Source organism: Rhodoplanes sp. Z2-YC6860 (assembly GCF_001579845.1).
GTDB lineage: Bacteria > Pseudomonadota > Alphaproteobacteria > Rhizobiales > Xanthobacteraceae > Z2-YC6860.
Genome location: NZ_CP007440.1, coordinates 3,545,614 through 3,561,899 on the forward strand (window position 1 = coordinate 3,545,614; position 16,286 = coordinate 3,561,899).

Genomic DNA, 16,286 nt, shown 5'->3' on the forward strand with positions numbered 1-16,286 from the left:
CTCGACGCGCACACGGCTCACGGGTTGCAGAGGGCAGGGGCTAGCAGAGTGCAATTCGACAAGCGCCAGCGCCGGGCTGTTCGGCGACCGACGCGTGACATTTCGGGGAAGCGCGACCCTGGCGCCTTCGCCTGCGCGCTGCTGCTTGCCTACGGCACCACCGCGCCCGCCTTCGCCGATCCGGTGCTGCCGAACGGCGGCTCGGTCGCTGCCGGCAGCGCCACGATCACCCAGCCCAACAGCAGCACGCTCAACGTCAATCAGAGCACCAGCCAGGCGATCGTCAACTGGCAGTCGTTCTCGCTCGGCCAGGGAACCACCGTCAATTTCAACCAGCCGTCCTCGGCGTCTGCGACGCTGAACCGCGTGCTCGGCTCGACGCCCTCGACCATCGCCGGCACGATCAATGCGCCGGGTACGGTGCTGCTGGTCAATCCGAACGGCATCGCCATCACCAAGGATGGCGTGGTCAATGTCGGCTCGTTCGCGGCCTCCACGCTCGACATCAAGAACGAGGATTTTCTGTCCGGCCGATACAAGTTCACCGGCAATGGCGGCTCGGCGGCCGTCACCAATGCAGGCCGCATCAACGTGTCGGACGGCGGCTTCGCCGCGCTGCTCGGCGGCCAGGTCGCGAATTCCGGCGTCATCTCGGCGCGGCTCGGCAAGGTTGGGCTGGGCGCAGGCGAACTGATCACGCTCGATCTCGCCGGCGACGGCTTCCTCTCCGTTGCGGTGCCGTCCTCGCAGCTCGGCAACCTGGTCGATGCCAATGGCGCGCTCGTCACCAATTCCGGCACGATCCGCGCGAGCGGCGGGCAGGTGTTCCTCAGCGCCGCGACCGCGGCGAACATTCTGCGCGATGCCGTCAACGTGCCGGGCACTATTCGCGCCAACTCGGTGGGCACACGCGGCGGCAAGATCGTCATCAACGGCGGCCTTGGCGGCAAGGTCAATGTCACCGGGCGCCTCGCGGCGAACGGCAGCCGCAAGCACGGCACCAATGGCGGCAGCATCGCGGTCACCGGCGCTGCGGTGAGTGTCACCGGCAAGGTCACGGCCAACGGCAAGAACGGCGGTGCGATCAGCGTCGCGGCCACGAACGACCTCGCGGTGTCCGGCAGCGTTGCGGCCGCGGGCCGCGACGGTGTGGGCGGCCGCATCGATCTCACCGGTGCGGATGTCAAAGTCCTGGGCGCGCTCATCGACGCATCCGGTACGACCGGCGGCGGCTTGGTCCGCATCGGTGGCACCTTCCAGGGCGGCAATGGCGAACCGTCGAGCGTCTTCTATCAATCGGCCGTCGGCCGTTTCGGCGTGCTGCCGGATCTCGCTTTGGCCCAGACCGTGAGCATCGACGCCGGCACCACCATCAACGTGTCAGCCAAGACCTCCGGCGATGGCGGTAGCGCCATCGTGTGGTCGCAGCAGACCACGAGCTTCACCGGCACTGTGCTCGGCAGCGGTGGCGCGAACGGCGGCAATGGCGGCTTCGTCGAAGTCTCGGGCAAGGAGCATCTGGCGCTGGGCGGCAGCTTCGACCTCCGCGCCGCCCATGGCAGCTTCGGAACGCTGCTGGCTGATCCCGGCAGCATCAATATCCAGAGCGGCGGCAACACCTACAACGGCACCGATACCTTCAACGACGGCTATCTGAACGCGCTGCTGGCGGGCGCGAATGTGGTTCTCGACACCAACAACGCGTCGGGCGCCAACGGGACCACGGGCGACATCACGCTGATGAGCGGCGCCTCGCTGTCGTGGAACGCCGCGACCACGCTCACGCTCAACGCCGCGCACGACATTATTTTCCAGAACAATGCGAGCATCACCGCCGGCAGCGGCGGCAGCGTTGTGCTGAACGCCGACAGCGCCGGCTCAGGCTCCGGTACGGTCACGTTCCAAGGCACCGGCACACAGGTCACGGTGAGCGGCGGCGGCAGCGTTTCCGCCTATTACAATCCGGCGGTCTTCAACACGCCCGATTTCGACACCACGAAAGTATCCGGCCCGTTGACGGCTTACATGCTGGTCAATACGGCGGACGACTTCCTGTCCATCACCAATCAGGTCTTCAAGTACTACGCGCTCGCGAAGGATCTCGACCTCGGCCAGATCGGTGCGCGCGGCACGTTCAACAGCACCTTCGATGGCCGGATGCACACGATCACCTATTCGAGCGTGGGCTCGGCCTCCAATCCCAACCCCTCGCTATTCGCCACGATCGGCGAGCCAGGCACGATCCGCAATCTGGGCGTCAACTTTACGGTATCGGAGACAGCCGCGATCAATCACGTCGGCGGGATCGCCGGCACCAACAACGGGGTGATCGAAAACTCCTTTGCAATCGCCAACGTCCTGTACTTGCCAATGCCCCCGGCCGGTTCTGGGATCGACACCGCCTATGTCGGCGGCCTCGTCGGCGAAAACGGCGCGAACGGAACGATTAACAACTCCTCTGCAAGTGGGATTATCTGGGGCGGATTGGCCGCCGGAGGTCTGGTTGGTCTCAACAGCGGCGTGATCACCAATTCGTCGGCGAGCACCACGATTAGAACCAACTCCTTGTCGGTGAGCCCGTTCAGTGGCTCCATTCAGGTGTATTCCGGGATCGGCGGCGGGCTGGTTGGCGTCAATGCCAGCGGCGCCGTAATCCTGAATTCATTCGCGACCGGTGACGTGACGTTCTCCAGTTCGAGCGGCGGCGCGATGGGCGGCCTAGTCGGCATCAACGGCGGGTCGATCTACAACTCGTTCGCAACAGGTTCGGTGTCCGCCAACGGCGATGCCGGCGGTCTGGTCGGGCAAAACAGCGGCAATATCTCCGGATCTTTTGCGACCGGCAATGCCGCGAGCAGCGGAACCCTTGGGTACTGGTTTCGTGAACACCTGGACACTGGGCCCCGGACCGCGGCCGGCGGTCTGGTCGGATGGAACAACGGACACATCAACGGGAGCTATTCGCTCGGTACGGGCGCAAGCGGCTCAGGCGTGGCAGGAGGCGCATTGATCGGCACGAATGGTCCCTCGGGCGTTGTGCAGACGTCTTACTGGAATACGGACGTCCAGGCCGTCGGCAACGGCTACACTTATGTGCGCGTCGTCGGGCGCGTCGTAACCAACGATGGCTATTTCGATGGATATGGCGTCCAGACAACCGACGTAAATGGCACCCAGACGATCAACGGCTCGAGCGTTTCGAGCTACGCCTTCAACCAGTCCGCTTATGTCGGATTCGGTTTCTCCAACGACTGGTACATGGTGAACGGATTCACGCGACCCATTCCGCGCGGGTTCGGCACCAGCGACATCGGCAATTCGAGTGCGACGACCGGCCGAAATGCCGCGCCAGGCCTCATCGCTGCGATGGAGCTTGAGCTGATCGGCGCCAATCTCGGCGGCAGCTACCGGCTGATCAGCGACATCGATCTGAGCTCCAGCACCAGCTCGCCGTTGTGGTCGAGCAAAGGCTTCGGGCCGATCGGCGGCTACACCACCTCCGGCAACGCGACCAATCCCGATTTCACCGGCACGCTCGATGGCCAAGGCTACGCGATTTCCAACTTGAATATCGTTGCCTCGACCGAGACGGGCACGGCCAATGGCAACAATGGTGTCGGCCTGTTCCAGAGCATCGGTGCGACCGGAACCGTCACGAATCTCGGCCTCGAGAGCGGCAGCATCACCGGCAACCAGGCCGTCGCCGCGCTTGCCGTGAACAACTCCGGCACGATCTCGAACGTCTATTCGAAGCTCGATGTCTTGGGCTTCAACAACGTGGCCGGCCTTGTCTTCAACAATCAGGGCGTCATCAGCAGCGCATATACCAGCGGGAGCGTGGACACCACGCTCAACAGCGGCATCAACAATGGCAGCACCGTCGGCGGCATCGTAGGGCTCAATTACGGGTCGATCACCAATGCCTACAGCACGGGCGCGATCATCGGTGCCACAGGGTCCGGCGCGCGAACGGGCGGCATCGCCGGATTCAATGCCGGCACGATCCAGAACGTTTATGTGACGGGAGCCGTGACGGGCGGCGGCGATGTGGGCGCCATTGCCGGCCAGAATTTTGCAATCCTGCTCGACTCCAATTTCAACTCTGTTCCCACCAACGGCCAGATCACCAACGCCTATTGGAACACCGACACCGTGGGGGTGGGGACTTCGACCGGCGACGGTCTCGGCCTCGTGACCAACAGTCACGGCATGGACACCGCCACGATGCAGGATCTGGCCAATCGCGCCACCAACTTCGTCGGGTTCGATTTCAATAATGTCTGGGCGCCGCCCGGCAACGGCTATTATCCCGAGCTCTACACCACGTCGCGCGTGGTCTGGGTCGACGCGAACGACGCGTCACGCACCTATGGCGATGCCAATCCGGCGCTCACCGCAAACCTCCATGGCCTCCACGGCAGCGATCAGATTCTGCTGGCTGGCTTCAATCTGACGTCGGGCGCGACGGTCACGTCGAATGTCGGCGGTTATGCGATCACCGATGGTGGCGCGACGCTGACCGGCGCTGACGGAAAAACCTATCGCTTCATCGACACCGGTACGCTGACGGTGACGCAGCGTCAGTTGTCCGGGACCGCGACCATCACCGGCATCGACAAGACCTATGACGGCAACGCCGACGCCGCCGGCGGATCGGTCGCTCTCACCGCTGGCAACAACGTGGTCAACGGCGATGTGGTCACGCTGTCGGCAACCTCCGGCACCTATACCGACAAGAACGTGGTCGGAGTCGAGACCGTCACCATCAACGGTGCCTCGCTCAACAACAGCAATTACACGCTCGGCTCGCTGACCTATGGCGGCACCGGCCAGATCACGGCCAAGACGCTGACGGTCGGGCTCACCGGGACGGTGCGCAAGACCTACGACGCCACCACGGATGCGACGGTGGCGCAGGCCAACTACACCAGCCTGTCCGGGATTGTCGGCACCGACGCCGTCTTGCTCGACACCGCGAACGCCGTCGGCAGCTACGACAATGCCAATGCCGGCTCGGGTAAGAACGTCACCGTGACCGGACTGCAACTGACGGGCGCGCAGGCCGGCAACTATACGATCGCGAGCGCCACCGGGCGGGTCGGCCAGATCGATCAACGCGCGCTGAGCGGCACCGTTCTGATCACCGGCATCGACAAGACCTACGACAAGACGGCCGCAGCGTCGGGCGGCTCGGCGAACCTCACCGGTGCGAACGGCGTGCTCGGCAATGATACGGTCTCGGTGTCCGTCGTGAGCGGCACTTATGCCGGCGTGAACGCCGGACTGCAGGGGGTGACGGTGTCGACGTTCTCCGTCGGCAATTCGAATTACTCGGTTGGAAGCCTCGCGCCGACCGGCTCCGGCACGATCTCGCCGCGTGCCATCACGGTGACGGCGGCCACCGACAGCAGGACTTACAACGGTTACACCGACTCCTCGGGGACGCCGACGGTCACATCGGCCACACAGATCGTCGCCGGGGACAGCGGCAACTTCAGCCAGGTCTTTGCCTCCAAGAATGTGCTGGGCACCAACGGCAGCACGCTCCAGGCGTCCGGCTCGGTGAACGACGGCAATAACGGCAACAACTACACGGTGACGTTCGTCGACGCGCAAGGCACGATCACGCCAACGACGCTGTCGATTACGGCGGTCGCAAACACCAAAGCTTACGATGCAACGACCTCGGCGGCGGGCGTCCCGACCGTCTCGGGCCTGAAGGGCAACACCGACACCGTGACCGGCTTGTCGGAGATCTATGTCGATCCGAACGTCGGCACCGGCAAGACCATCAATGTCGCCACATACACGGTCAATGATGGCAACAACGGCGCCAACTATACGGTCCAGACCTTTGCCAGCTTCAGCGGCGCCATCACCAAAGCGGTGCTGACCTACGTGGCCGCGCCGACGAGCCGGTTGATCGGGGCCGCGAATCCCCCGCTCACGGGTCAGGTGACCGGCTTCTTTGGCGCCGACACCTTGAGTTCGGCGACGACCGGGATATTGCAATTCAATTCGCTCGCGAACTCGTCCTCGCCGGCGGGCAGCTATGCCATCGACGGTTCGGGCCTCTCCGCCGCCAACTATGTGTTCGTGCAGGCCGCCGGCAACGCCACGGCGTTGACGGTGATGCAGCCGACGTCGAATCCGGCGAGTCAATTCCGCCCGCTGCTGCCGACGCTGTCCGGCCCGGAGATGACGATCCCGTCGCCACCGCCGCCGGACAATATCGGGCCGATTTCCTTCACGCCGTCCAAGAAGGGCGCGAACGCGCCATAGCAAGACTGGCTTCGCCACGCTTCTTGCGATGAGTGCGAACGGGATCGGCTGACGATCCGAATCCTACAGCAGCACGATATTTCACTGCCATCATCGGCAATTGCGGCGGTGCCGCCCGCGGACGACCGCGCCGCGCGCCACATGTTCGCCGATCGCGGACGGCGACCTGATACAGGCGCGACCAGCGATCGAGAAAAATGCGGTGACCGCATCATCGGTTCCGATGATGCGGCCATAACGGCAGCCGGCTCCAATCTCGGCCGAGAGCACCCATTCGCATTCTGTGAACCGAGACATTGCATGCTGCCCCATTTCTACATGGGTCGACCGACGCCCGATGCTGTTGCGCCGGCGCCGACCCCGGCCGCCGCAATTCCCGCGGCACGCGCGCATCGGGCCCACGAATGGCTGCTCATTGGCAGCGGCGTCGTCGCCGCAGCACAGGTGGGCAAGGCGATCATCTCGATTCCGCTGATCCGTAGCGATCTGGCAATCGGCCTCGATCTCGCGGGGCTGATGGTTGCGACCTTCGCGACGCTGGGTGCGTTCTTCGGCTTCGGCGCCGGCGTCGTGGTTCGTCAGATTGGGGTTCGACGGTCGTTGATCGGCGGCATGGCCGCCGTGGCGCTCGGCAATCTCGCCGGAGCCGCCGCGCCGAACGAACTCGTTCTGCTCGCAGCCCGCATCATCGAAGGGATTGGATTCTTCGGCGCGTTGCTTGCCATTCCGAGCATGCTCGCAGCGATCGTCACCGGCGAGCGGCGCGATTTCGTCATGGCGGTGTGGAGCTCCTATATGCCGGCCGGCATCATGCTGATGCTGTTCTTCCTGCTGCCGCTGATCGGCTGGCGCAACCTCTGGCTCGCGAATGCCGGGGCGGCTGCCGCATGCTGCCTGCTGCTGGCGCTGCGCGCTCCGGTCCTCACCACGATGACGCGTGAGCCGGCCGGGCGGTTCCTGACTGAAATCGCCAGTGTCGTCCGTCATCCACGCTGCGTCGTGCTCGCGGTCGCGTTCTTTGCCTATTCGTGCCAGATCTTCTCGCTCGCCTTTGCACTGCCGCAGCTGTTGACCTCGGTGCACGGTGTTTCGCTCGGCTTGACCGGTCTGCTCAGCGCCCTGGTGCTGGCGGTAAGCGCCGCGGGCCACGTTGCGTCCGGCATTCTGCTGCGCGCCGGCGTGCCGATCTGGCTCAATGTCGCGGCGTCGTTCGGCCCCTTTGCCGTGTCGGCGTTTGTGATCTATGCCGGCGCCCCACCGCCGCCGATCGTCGCGCTCGCGGCCGCGCTTGGGCTCGGCATCGGCGGGCTCGCGCCCGGCGCCATCTATGCGGCCGCTCCGCGCGCAGCGCCAAGTCCGCAATCGGTTCCCTCGACCATCGGGCTGATGCAGCAGGCGAGCAATCTCGGACAGTTCGCCGGGACCGCTCGCGCTCGGCGTATGGGTCGAACACCTCGGCTGGACCACCGCGCCGGCGATCGTCGTCCCGACCGCGTTGCTGGGGCTTGCCGCGGCCTTTGCGCTCCGGCGCGTGCTTGCTCCGATCGACGCCGGTGCTGCGGTGCCGGCACATGAGTGGCCCAAGAGCGCGACCAAGTCTCTTGCGGGCTGCCAAGGTTTGCGGGCAAGCGCTAGCTAGGTTCCAGCTCGCGAGACTATGGCCCTAACGTCGTTCGGTTCTATCGATATCGTGCACCGATCGCCAGCTTCAACATCCTCGACCCGACTCCGCACGACAAGGCGATGTTCGCCCGAGCCGAGCGCGAGCGTGACTTCGAAATGCCCGCCGAGAAATTTGCGGTCGAGGATGTCGGCCGTGAATACGTTCCGATCGGTGCCGGCGGTTGCTCGCTTTATGATTCGAATTTTTTCAGGCCGGACGATGATCTTTTTCGGTCCAAGTGGCGTCGCCGCGGTGCTCCACAAAACGCCAAATGAGCACCGGATCATGGTCAGATCGTTATCGCTGGATTCGACCACGCCCTCGAAGACATTCGCGTTGCCGATGAATTCTGCGGCAAAGACAGACTGCGGCTCACCATAGAGAGTGAGTGGCGGTCCTTCGTCAACGATCCGCCCAGCACGCAGCAACGCGACGCGGTCAGACAGTGCCAACGCCTCTTCCTGGTCGTGCGTGACGAGGACGGTCGTCAGCTTGAGGCGACGCTGCAATCGGCGCATTTCGCTACGCATCTGTTCGCGCAGACCGGCGTCCAAATTGCTCAATGGCTCGTCGAGCAGAAGGATTGTGGGCTCGGCAACAATGGCGCGGGCAAGCGCCACGCGCTGTTGTTGCCCGCCGCTCAATCGCGTGGCGGGCCGCTGCGCAAAATCCGCAAGCTCGACCGCCTCCAGTGCGTTCATGACGCGTGCATCGATGCGATCCATCCTTTTTGCTTTCAAGGGGAAGGCGACATTGTCGAACACCGTCATGTGCGGCCAGATCGCGTATGACTGGAACACCATCCCGATATTGCGACGATGCACCGGTATGTCGACGCCGGCAGCGCGGGAGAACACAAGCTCGCCATCGATACGGATTTCGCCGGCGCCCGGCGTCTCCAAGCCGGCGATGCAGCGTAGGAGCGTGGTTTTGCCGCAGCCGCTCGGCCCAAGCAGCGTGAAGAACGTTCCCTTCGCTATAGAAAGCGAGATGTTGTCGAGCACGGGCACCGCCGTGCCGCGATCGGCAAACGATTTGAAGAGGTTGGAAATCTCGATCATCGGCGTATCATTGTTGCGTGTTTGCGGCGGCCCATCGCTCGATACGATGAAACACGATCGCCGCAATGGTCATGATGGCCGTGATCATCACCGTATAGGCAGCGAGGATATTGCTGTTCCCGCTCTGCGACATATCGAGCACGAGCACGGCAACCACTTCGAGGCCTGGCGCTACGAGGAAGATCGAGGCTGCGTATTCGCGGAAGGCGCGCAGCATGACGTAGAGCGCAGATCCCAGGAGACTCGGTGCGAGCAATGGGACGACGATGCGGGCCATGACCCGCGGTTCGGTCGCGCCGGCGACACGGCCTGCCTCCTCCAGTTCAGGATGAAGCTGCGTCAGGCCGGCGCCCGCAATTCGCACCGCGTAGGGCAGGTGCAGCATGATATAGGCGAGAAGCAGGATCGCCGGCGTGCCGTAGATCGGGAGCGGAACCTCGAGATAGAACCAGGTCATTCCGATGCCGACCACAAGACCGGGGAGGGCCACCGGCAAACCTGCAAGCTGGTCGATCAAGGCAATTGTCCGCGGGTGTCCTCGAAGGTGCTGATTGCACCATGCAATGGCAAAAGCCAGCGTCGTCGTCAGAACGCCGGCCAGCAGACCGAGGAGCAGGCTGTTGCGGAGCGCGCGTTGCGCCGGTCCATAATTCCAAGCTGCCTTGAAGTTGTCGAAGCTGACGATGCCGAGGCTCGCGACGGATGGCGCCTGCGGAAAAGGAACGAGAGCGTTCCACAACAACACCAAGAAAGGCAGCACCGCGACGAGACCGATCAACAACGCCACGCCAAGTTCAACGAACGGCCGCGCCTTGCCAAGCCTGAAACGTCGCGGGCGGTATGCGCGGCCGCGGATCATGGCGAACTGGTCGATGTTCCGCGTCAGTCGGCGATACAGGGCAATTCCCAAGAAAGAGAATGCCAGGAAGAGCAGACTATAGGCGCTCGCGATGTTCAGATCGGTGGGGAATTGTGTCGCCGCGAGGTAGATCTCGGTCGAGAACAGATAAATGCCGACCGGCTTGCCGATCAGGAGCGGCACCGAAAGCGCGCCGAGCGCATAGATGAAAAAGATGATCCAGGCGCCGAGCAGCGCGGGCGTTAGCATCGGCACTGTGATGCGGCGAATGACCTCCAACACGCCCGCGCCGGCCGCGAAGCCTGCTTCTTCAAGCTCGGGATTCATCGTCCGAAACGACGGCCAAAGCCATAGGAACGCCAGCGGCAATTCCTGGAGAACTGCGATCCAGATCATGCCCGGGAAGCTGAAGATGTCGAACGGCGGTCCGCTCATGCCGAGCCACGACGTGGCCAGCAGATTGATCATGCCGCTGCGCGGGCTCAAGAGCATGATCCAGCCGTTCACCAGCACGACAGCCGGCATGACGATGGGCGCCAGCACAAAGATATCCGCCATCATTCGGACACGCGCATCCGTCCGCTCGGTGATCCAAAGCAGCAGGATCGCCGCCAGCATCGTCAGCGTCGCGGTCAGCGCCGCAAACACCAGCGAGTTCACCAGCGCTGGATAGATCGTGGCTTCGCTCCACGCCCGGATCAACGTCTCGAGCGTGAAGTGCGGCGCAGTCGCAGGCGGCGTATCGGTGATCGCACCGAACAGGAGCGTGCCGAGTGGCGGCAGCACCAGATAGAGAACGACGCAGAGCAACGCACTGAGCGCGACGATCGCTGTTGCCGGCCGGGAAAGCATCGTTGCGGTTGCCGTGTTGAGCGCCTGCGTCACCGCGCCTGGCGGACGAACAGGCGGTCGGTCTGCTGCTTCAACTCGCGGAAGCGGTTACGATCGAGCGCTGGGAAGAGGACCAGCTTGGCGTAGTTCGAAAGATCCAGCGTGTAGCGCCCCTTCGTGTTGCCGAAGAAGCGGCCGGGCTCGGTCTTGTCGACCGTCTCGAGAACGTCGGCCCGCGTTGCGAATTCCATGAACAAGGCGGCCGCATAGGGATGCTCGGAACCCTTGATCGTCGAGATCGTGATGCCTTGGCCGAATGTCGGCGTCGGCAGGACGAAATCAACGGGCGCGCCCTTTGCTTTCAGTTGCGAAGGACGATGCGCGCCCATGTTCCAGGCGATGTCGATCTCGCCTTGAGCGAGAGCGTCCGATAGCGCCGCAATGCTGGTGTAAAGACGATTGCCGAGCGCTGCGAGCCGCTCGAGCTTGCCCTTCGCTTCGGCTTCGCCATAGGCGAGGATGAGGCCTTGATACATGCTTTCCAGCTGTGTGGTGGTTCCGGCGCGGTCTTTCCATTTTGGGTCGGCGACGGCGTCGAGCGTCTTGGGCGCATCGGCTGACGGAACGCGATCCGTTCGCCACGCGATCGACGACGGCAGGATCTCATAGGACAACGCGCTCCATCCTGCGCTCGCGCCGCCGAAACGCAGGCGCGGATCGAAGACATCCCATGTTGTCGTCTGATAGGGGGCCAGCGCCGGCTTGATGAGATCGAGCCACGGAATGCTCGCGACGGCGGCGTCGGAATTGACACGCCGGGTCCGGCTTTCCAGCAACAGCTTGTCGGCGAGGTCGGACTCGCTCAGCCGGACGAAATCGACCTTGATGCCGGGATATTGCTTCTGAAATGGCTCGATAAACAGATTGATCCGATCGATACCGAGTGCGCCATAGACAACGACCCGGCCTTCTCGCGCGGCTTCGCGTTCAAGAATGGGCTGGCGCTCCGCCGCAGGCAACGCGTTGAGATAGCTCCAGACCTTGTCCGGCTCGCGGGGCGCCTCGGTCTGTGCCATGGCGGCCGTGGCGCTGCACATCATGATGCCGAGCAACGTCACGAATGCCAGGCGTTCCGTCGCTCGCATCGCCGGTCTCCTCTTTTCGCACCTCACGATATACGCCCTGAACGCGGCAGCCAAATCCGCGCCGATCCTGGGATGGCGCCGGATGCGCACATTGACTTCCCCCAGGCACGAATAGTTTACTGACCAAATAGTCAATTGTGCCAATGACGCTTTGTCGCGCCAGGCCTTCTGAACGGTGCGCGGCCAAGGTGGAGGGACGGGCATCATGAACATTACGAGGCGAGGCTTTTCGGCAGGTGCGGTTGCCGGTTTGATGGCGTTCGGGCGTCCAGCGCTCGCGCAGCAGCTTCCCAAGCTCACGGTGCGGACGGATTTCCTGCCCTGGGGCATGCATGCCGGCCTTCATCTCGGCGTGGTCAAAGGCTGGTTCAAGGAGGCAGGCGTCGACGTCGAGGTGTCGGACGGACGCGGCTCCGGCGTGACCATGCAGCAGGTTGCGACCGGCGATGTCGATATCGGCTGGGTGCAGTTGGGCGCCATGGCGGTCGCGCGCGGCAAGGGCGTGCCGATCACTTCGATCGCGGGACTGGCGCGCCGCGGCGATCTCGGAGCGCTGGTGCCGAAGGATTCCGGCATGACCAAGGTCAAGGACCTCCAGGGCAAGAAGGTCGCGTATACGGCCGGTACGAGCTGGGGGACGCTGGTCGATCCATTCTTTACCGCCGGCGGAATCTCCAAGGACAACGTCAACCTGGTGAGCGTCGACCAGACCGCGCTGCTCTCGATCTATTTGTCCGGCAGCGTCGACGCAACGCTCACGACCTACCCATTCGCCAAGACCACGGCGGACCGGCAGCGGCCTTCGAACGGAATCCTGCTCGCCGACGTCGGCCTTAATATTCCAAGCTACGGCCTGATCTGCGCGCAGCGCACTTTGGACAGTCGCGCGGACGTGTTGAGCCGCTTCGTGCCGGTGGTGATCCGGGCCTGGGAATATATCTACAACGACGACAAGATCGATGAAGCCGTCCAGGCCATGGTCAAACAGCGGCCCAACGAACGGCTCGATCTTGAGATCATCCGCGGGCAGATCGTCGAATACAAACCCTTCATGGTCACCGAGGCGACCAAGGGCAAGCGCTTCGGCTGGCAGGCCGAGGAGGACTGGAAGGGCACGATCGACATCCTGGAGAAGACCAAGTCGATTCCAACGGGGTCGAAACCGGCCGATTACTACACGAACAAGTTCGTGCCGGGTTGACGGATGGCGGCTCCCGCCTTCGAGGTCCATGTCTCGGTTACGGGGCTCGACAAGACCTACCGGCTGCCGCAGGGGCAGGCCGTTGCAGCGCTGTCGCGGCTTGACCTCGACATCCGGCGCGGCGAGTTCGTCAGCGTGGTGGGGCCGAGCGGCTGTGGCAAGTCCACGCTTTTGAAGTGCATCGCGGGCATCACCGGGATCAGCGGCGGTACGATTCTGGTCGATGGCGTGTCTGTCAAAGAGCCGCCCGACGACATGGCAGTCGTGTTCCAGCGCGACATTCTGCTGGACTGGCGCAGCGTGATCGAGAATGTGCTGTTCCCGGTCGAGATCAAGCGGTTGCCCAAGGAGGACTGGCGCGACCGCGCGCGCGAGTGGCTCGCGCTGATCGGCCTGCCCGGGTACGAGAACCGCCAGCCGTGGGAGTTGTCGGGCGGGCAGCGCCAGCGCGTTGCGATCTGCCGGGCACTGATCCAGGAGCCGAAGCTGCTGCTGATGGACGAGCCGTTCGGGGCGCTCGATGCGCTGACGCGCGACGAGCTCAATCTCGAACTTCAGGGGCTGTGGATGAAGACCGGCAAGACCGTGCTGTTCATCACCCACAGCATCAGCGAGGCCGTGCTGCTCTCGGATCGGGTCGTGGTTATGGCGGCCAACCCGGGCCGCATCCTCGAGATCATCCCAATCGACCTGCCCAGGCCGCGCAGCCTCGACATCCGCGAGACGCCTGAGTTCGGTCGCTACGCCAAGCAGATCCGCCGGCTGTTCGAAAGCCTTGGCTTCCTGAAGGGTGTGCCATGAACAGGGCCTTGTCGGTTACGCTTGTCATCGGCGGCTTTTTCCTGATCTGGGAGCTCTGCGTCCGGTTCTTCGTGGTGCCGAACTACATCCTGCCGGCGCCGTCGGCGATAGCGGTGGAGCTGTTCAGCAATCCGCTTTGGTATGGGCGGCATGCGCTCTACACCATCGGCGCCTGTATGATGGGCTTCCTGCTGGCGCTGGTAATCGGTGTCGCCGCGGCCATCGGCATCGTTTATTCCAAGGTGCTTGAGAACACGCTCTACACGCTGCTGGTCTCGCTGAACTCCATTCCGAAGATCGCGCTGGCGCCGCTGTTCATCATCTGGATGGGCACCGGTACGAGTTCGAAGGTCGCGATCTCCATGCTGATCGCGCTGTTCGCCATCGTCATCGATACCGTGCTCGGGTTACGCTCAGTCGACCCCGACGTCCTCGAACTGACCAAATCGATGAAGGCGACACCCTTCCAGGTGCTCTGGAAGGTACGGTTTCCCACGGCGTTGCCCGCGATGTTCGCCGGCATGAAGGTGGCGATCTCGCTTGCGCTGGTCGGGGCGATCGCCGGCGAGTTTGTCGCCTCCCAGGTGGGCCTCGGCTACGCCATTCTGACCGCACAGGGCATGTTCCAGATCACCAGCGTGTTCGCCTCGATCGTGCTGCTCGGGGTCCTTGGCACGGTATTGTTCTATCTGATGAACCTGATCGAGCATTGGCTCGTGCCTTGGCACGTCTCGCAGCGGGCCGACCGCGGCGCAGCGCATTGACGGATCGGCACCGTGACGCTCCGTCTCAAAACTGCATTCTGGAACTACGATCGCACGCAGCCTCTGATCGACCGTCGCGTCACGATCGACGGCTGTGAGTTGGACGTCGAGGTGCTGCGGCCGGAGATCACCTTCGGCCGCACGCTTGCCGAGGCGCCGTTCGATGTCTGCGAGATTTCCTTCAGCTATACAACGACGATGGTCTCGAAGCAGGACTATCCCTACGCGCTGATCCCAGCGTTTCTGTCGCGCGCCTTTCGCCATTCGTCGTTGTTTATCCGCACCGACCGCGGCATCAGCCGGCCCGAGGACCTCAAGGGCAAGACCATCGGCCTGCAGGAATACGACATGACCGCTGCCGTGGTAGCGCGGGGTTTTCTGCGCGACCGCCATGGCGTCGACCCGCGCGATATTGTCTGGAAGGTCGGCGAGGTCGAGCGCACCAAGGCGATTGATTTCCCGCTAGGCCGCCCGCCTGATGGAGTGCACATCGACATCCTGCCGCCGGACAAAAGCCTGGAGCGCCGTTTGCTCGACGGCGAGCTCGATGCAGTCATCGTACTGCGCCCGCTCGATGCATGGCGGCGCGGCGATCCGCGCGTGGCTCCGCTGTTTGCCGATCCCATCGCCGCCGAGAAGGAGTGGTACGCCGCCGCCAGGCACTTTCCGATCATGCACGCGGTCGGCGTGCGCAAGAGCCTGCTTGCGGCGCATCGCGGGCTGGCGCGGCAACTCTATGATGCATTCCTGGCAGCAAAAAACATCGCCATTGCCGAACTGGAGATCACGCAGGCTCCAAAGATCACGCTTCCCTGGCCGCACGGATCGCTTGCCGAGGCTCGTGCGCTGATCGGCGCCGATCACTGGCCTTACGGATTGGCCGCAAACCGCCATATCCTGGAGACTCAGCTCCGTTGGTCGCGGCTCGACGGGCTCCAGGCGCGGCCTGTCACGGTCGATGAACTGTTCGCCGCCGATTGCCTCGACACCTGAGCAAGTATCACGTCTTGTTCTGCAAATATCCCAGGATCACCTCGACCACGTGGTTCCGGCGCTGTTTCAGTCGCTTGGGCTCGTCGAGCTTTTGATCGAAGATCCACGACAGCGAATAGCGGTTCGACAAGTAGAAGTAGGCGAGGCTGGAGATCGAGATATAGAGGTCGATGGCATCGACGTCGTGGCGGAACACGCCGGCGTCCTGACCCCGTTTGAGGAACGAGCGGATCGCCTGGAGCAACGGTTCGTAGAGCGGCTTGACGGATTTCGATTTCTTCAGGTGCCGCGCAAAGTGAATGTTCTCCACGCTCATCAGCCGGATGAGTGCAGGAGTACGGGCAAAGTGATCGAAGGTGTTGGCGATAAGCCGTCGCATGCCATCGAGCGGCGGCATGTCGCGCAGGCTTTGGTCGTCCTGCTGCTCCCGCATCTGCTGATAGATGCCTTCCAACACCCGGATATAGAGCTGCTCCTTGCTGCCGAAATAGTGATAGATCAGATTCTTGCCGGCGCCGCTGCGCGCCGCGATACGGTCGATACGGGCGCCGTTGAGACCGTGCTCGGCGAACTCGTCGCGCGCCGCGCTGAGGATGAGGCTCCGGCTCAGTTCCGGGTCGCGCCGATCGCCGCGGCGTTCACGGCGCCGTCGTAACTCCGCTGTCGCGCCTGGCACGTCCATGGCG

General features: G+C 63.5%; 10 protein-coding genes. 6 read left to right on the top strand and 4 right to left on the bottom strand.

Features of this window, described 5'->3' with window-relative positions; genetic code table 11:
* Positions 1-48 precede the first annotated feature (48 nt).
* Both RHPLAN_RS16325 and RHPLAN_RS16335 read left to right on the top strand, forming a co-directional pair.
* Positions 49-6,282 carry a YDG domain-containing protein gene (locus RHPLAN_RS16325; RefSeq protein ID WP_068019896.1) on the top strand — a complete coding sequence of 2,078 codons (6,234 nt, stop codon included), beginning with the start codon at positions 49-51 and terminating at the stop codon, positions 6,280-6,282.
* Between the two features lie 300 nt (positions 6,283-6,582).
* Positions 6,583-7,857, top strand: a complete 1,275-nt coding sequence (locus tag RHPLAN_RS16335) for an MFS transporter (RefSeq protein ID WP_068019901.1) — start codon at positions 6,583-6,585, stop codon at positions 7,855-7,857.
* 60 nt (positions 7,858-7,917) lie between these two features.
* Here RHPLAN_RS16335 and RHPLAN_RS16340 read toward each other — a convergent pair whose 3' ends face one another.
* The 3 genes from RHPLAN_RS16340 to RHPLAN_RS16350 are packed head-to-tail and all read right to left on the bottom strand — an operon-like array spanning position 7,918 to position 11,841.
* Entirely contained in the window at positions 7,918-9,006 is a 1,089-nt protein-coding gene (locus RHPLAN_RS16340) for an ABC transporter ATP-binding protein (protein WP_068019903.1), read from the bottom strand.
* Positions 9,007-9,013: 7 nt separating this feature from the next.
* On the bottom strand, positions 9,014-10,717 hold the full coding sequence (locus RHPLAN_RS16345) for an ABC transporter permease (protein WP_157100306.1): 1,704 nt from the start codon (positions 10,715-10,717) through the stop codon (positions 9,014-9,016).
* 29 nt (positions 10,718-10,746) lie between these two features.
* On the bottom strand, positions 10,747-11,841 hold the full coding sequence (locus RHPLAN_RS16350) for an ABC transporter substrate-binding protein (RefSeq protein WP_068019907.1): 1,095 nt from the start codon (positions 11,839-11,841) through the stop codon (positions 10,747-10,749).
* Between the two features lie 205 nt (positions 11,842-12,046).
* Here RHPLAN_RS16350 and RHPLAN_RS16355 point away from each other — a divergent pair, with 205 nt between their 5' ends.
* Genes RHPLAN_RS16355 through RHPLAN_RS16370 form a run of 4 tightly spaced genes read left to right on the top strand, consistent with a single transcriptional unit; the run spans position 12,047 to position 15,600 of the window.
* Positions 12,047-13,042, top strand: coding sequence for an ABC transporter substrate-binding protein (locus RHPLAN_RS16355; RefSeq protein ID WP_084245023.1), 996 nt, complete (start codon positions 12,047-12,049; stop codon positions 13,040-13,042).
* A 3-nt stretch (positions 13,043-13,045) separates the two neighbouring features.
* Positions 13,046-13,843 carry an ABC transporter ATP-binding protein gene (locus RHPLAN_RS16360; RefSeq protein WP_068019911.1) on the top strand — a complete coding sequence of 266 codons (798 nt, stop codon included), beginning with the start codon at positions 13,046-13,048 and terminating at the stop codon, positions 13,841-13,843.
* The gene (locus RHPLAN_RS16365; protein WP_068019914.1) at positions 13,840-14,607 is read left to right on the top strand and encodes an ABC transporter permease; all 768 of its coding nucleotides are present in this window, start codon (positions 13,840-13,842) and stop codon (positions 14,605-14,607) included. Before RHPLAN_RS16360 ends, RHPLAN_RS16365 begins: the two co-directional genes overlap by 4 nt.
* Positions 14,608-14,619: 12 nt before the next feature.
* Positions 14,620-15,600: an ABC transporter substrate-binding protein gene (locus RHPLAN_RS16370; RefSeq protein WP_068019916.1), complete on the top strand. Its 981-nt coding sequence runs from the start codon at positions 14,620-14,622 to the stop codon at positions 15,598-15,600.
* Positions 15,601-15,607: 7 nt separating this feature from the next.
* On the opposite strand, the gene RHPLAN_RS16375 is transcribed toward RHPLAN_RS16370, so the two are convergent.
* Positions 15,608-16,282, bottom strand: coding sequence for a TetR/AcrR family transcriptional regulator (locus RHPLAN_RS16375; RefSeq protein ID WP_068019919.1), 675 nt, complete (start codon positions 16,280-16,282; stop codon positions 15,608-15,610).
* Positions 16,283-16,286 lie beyond the last annotated feature (4 nt).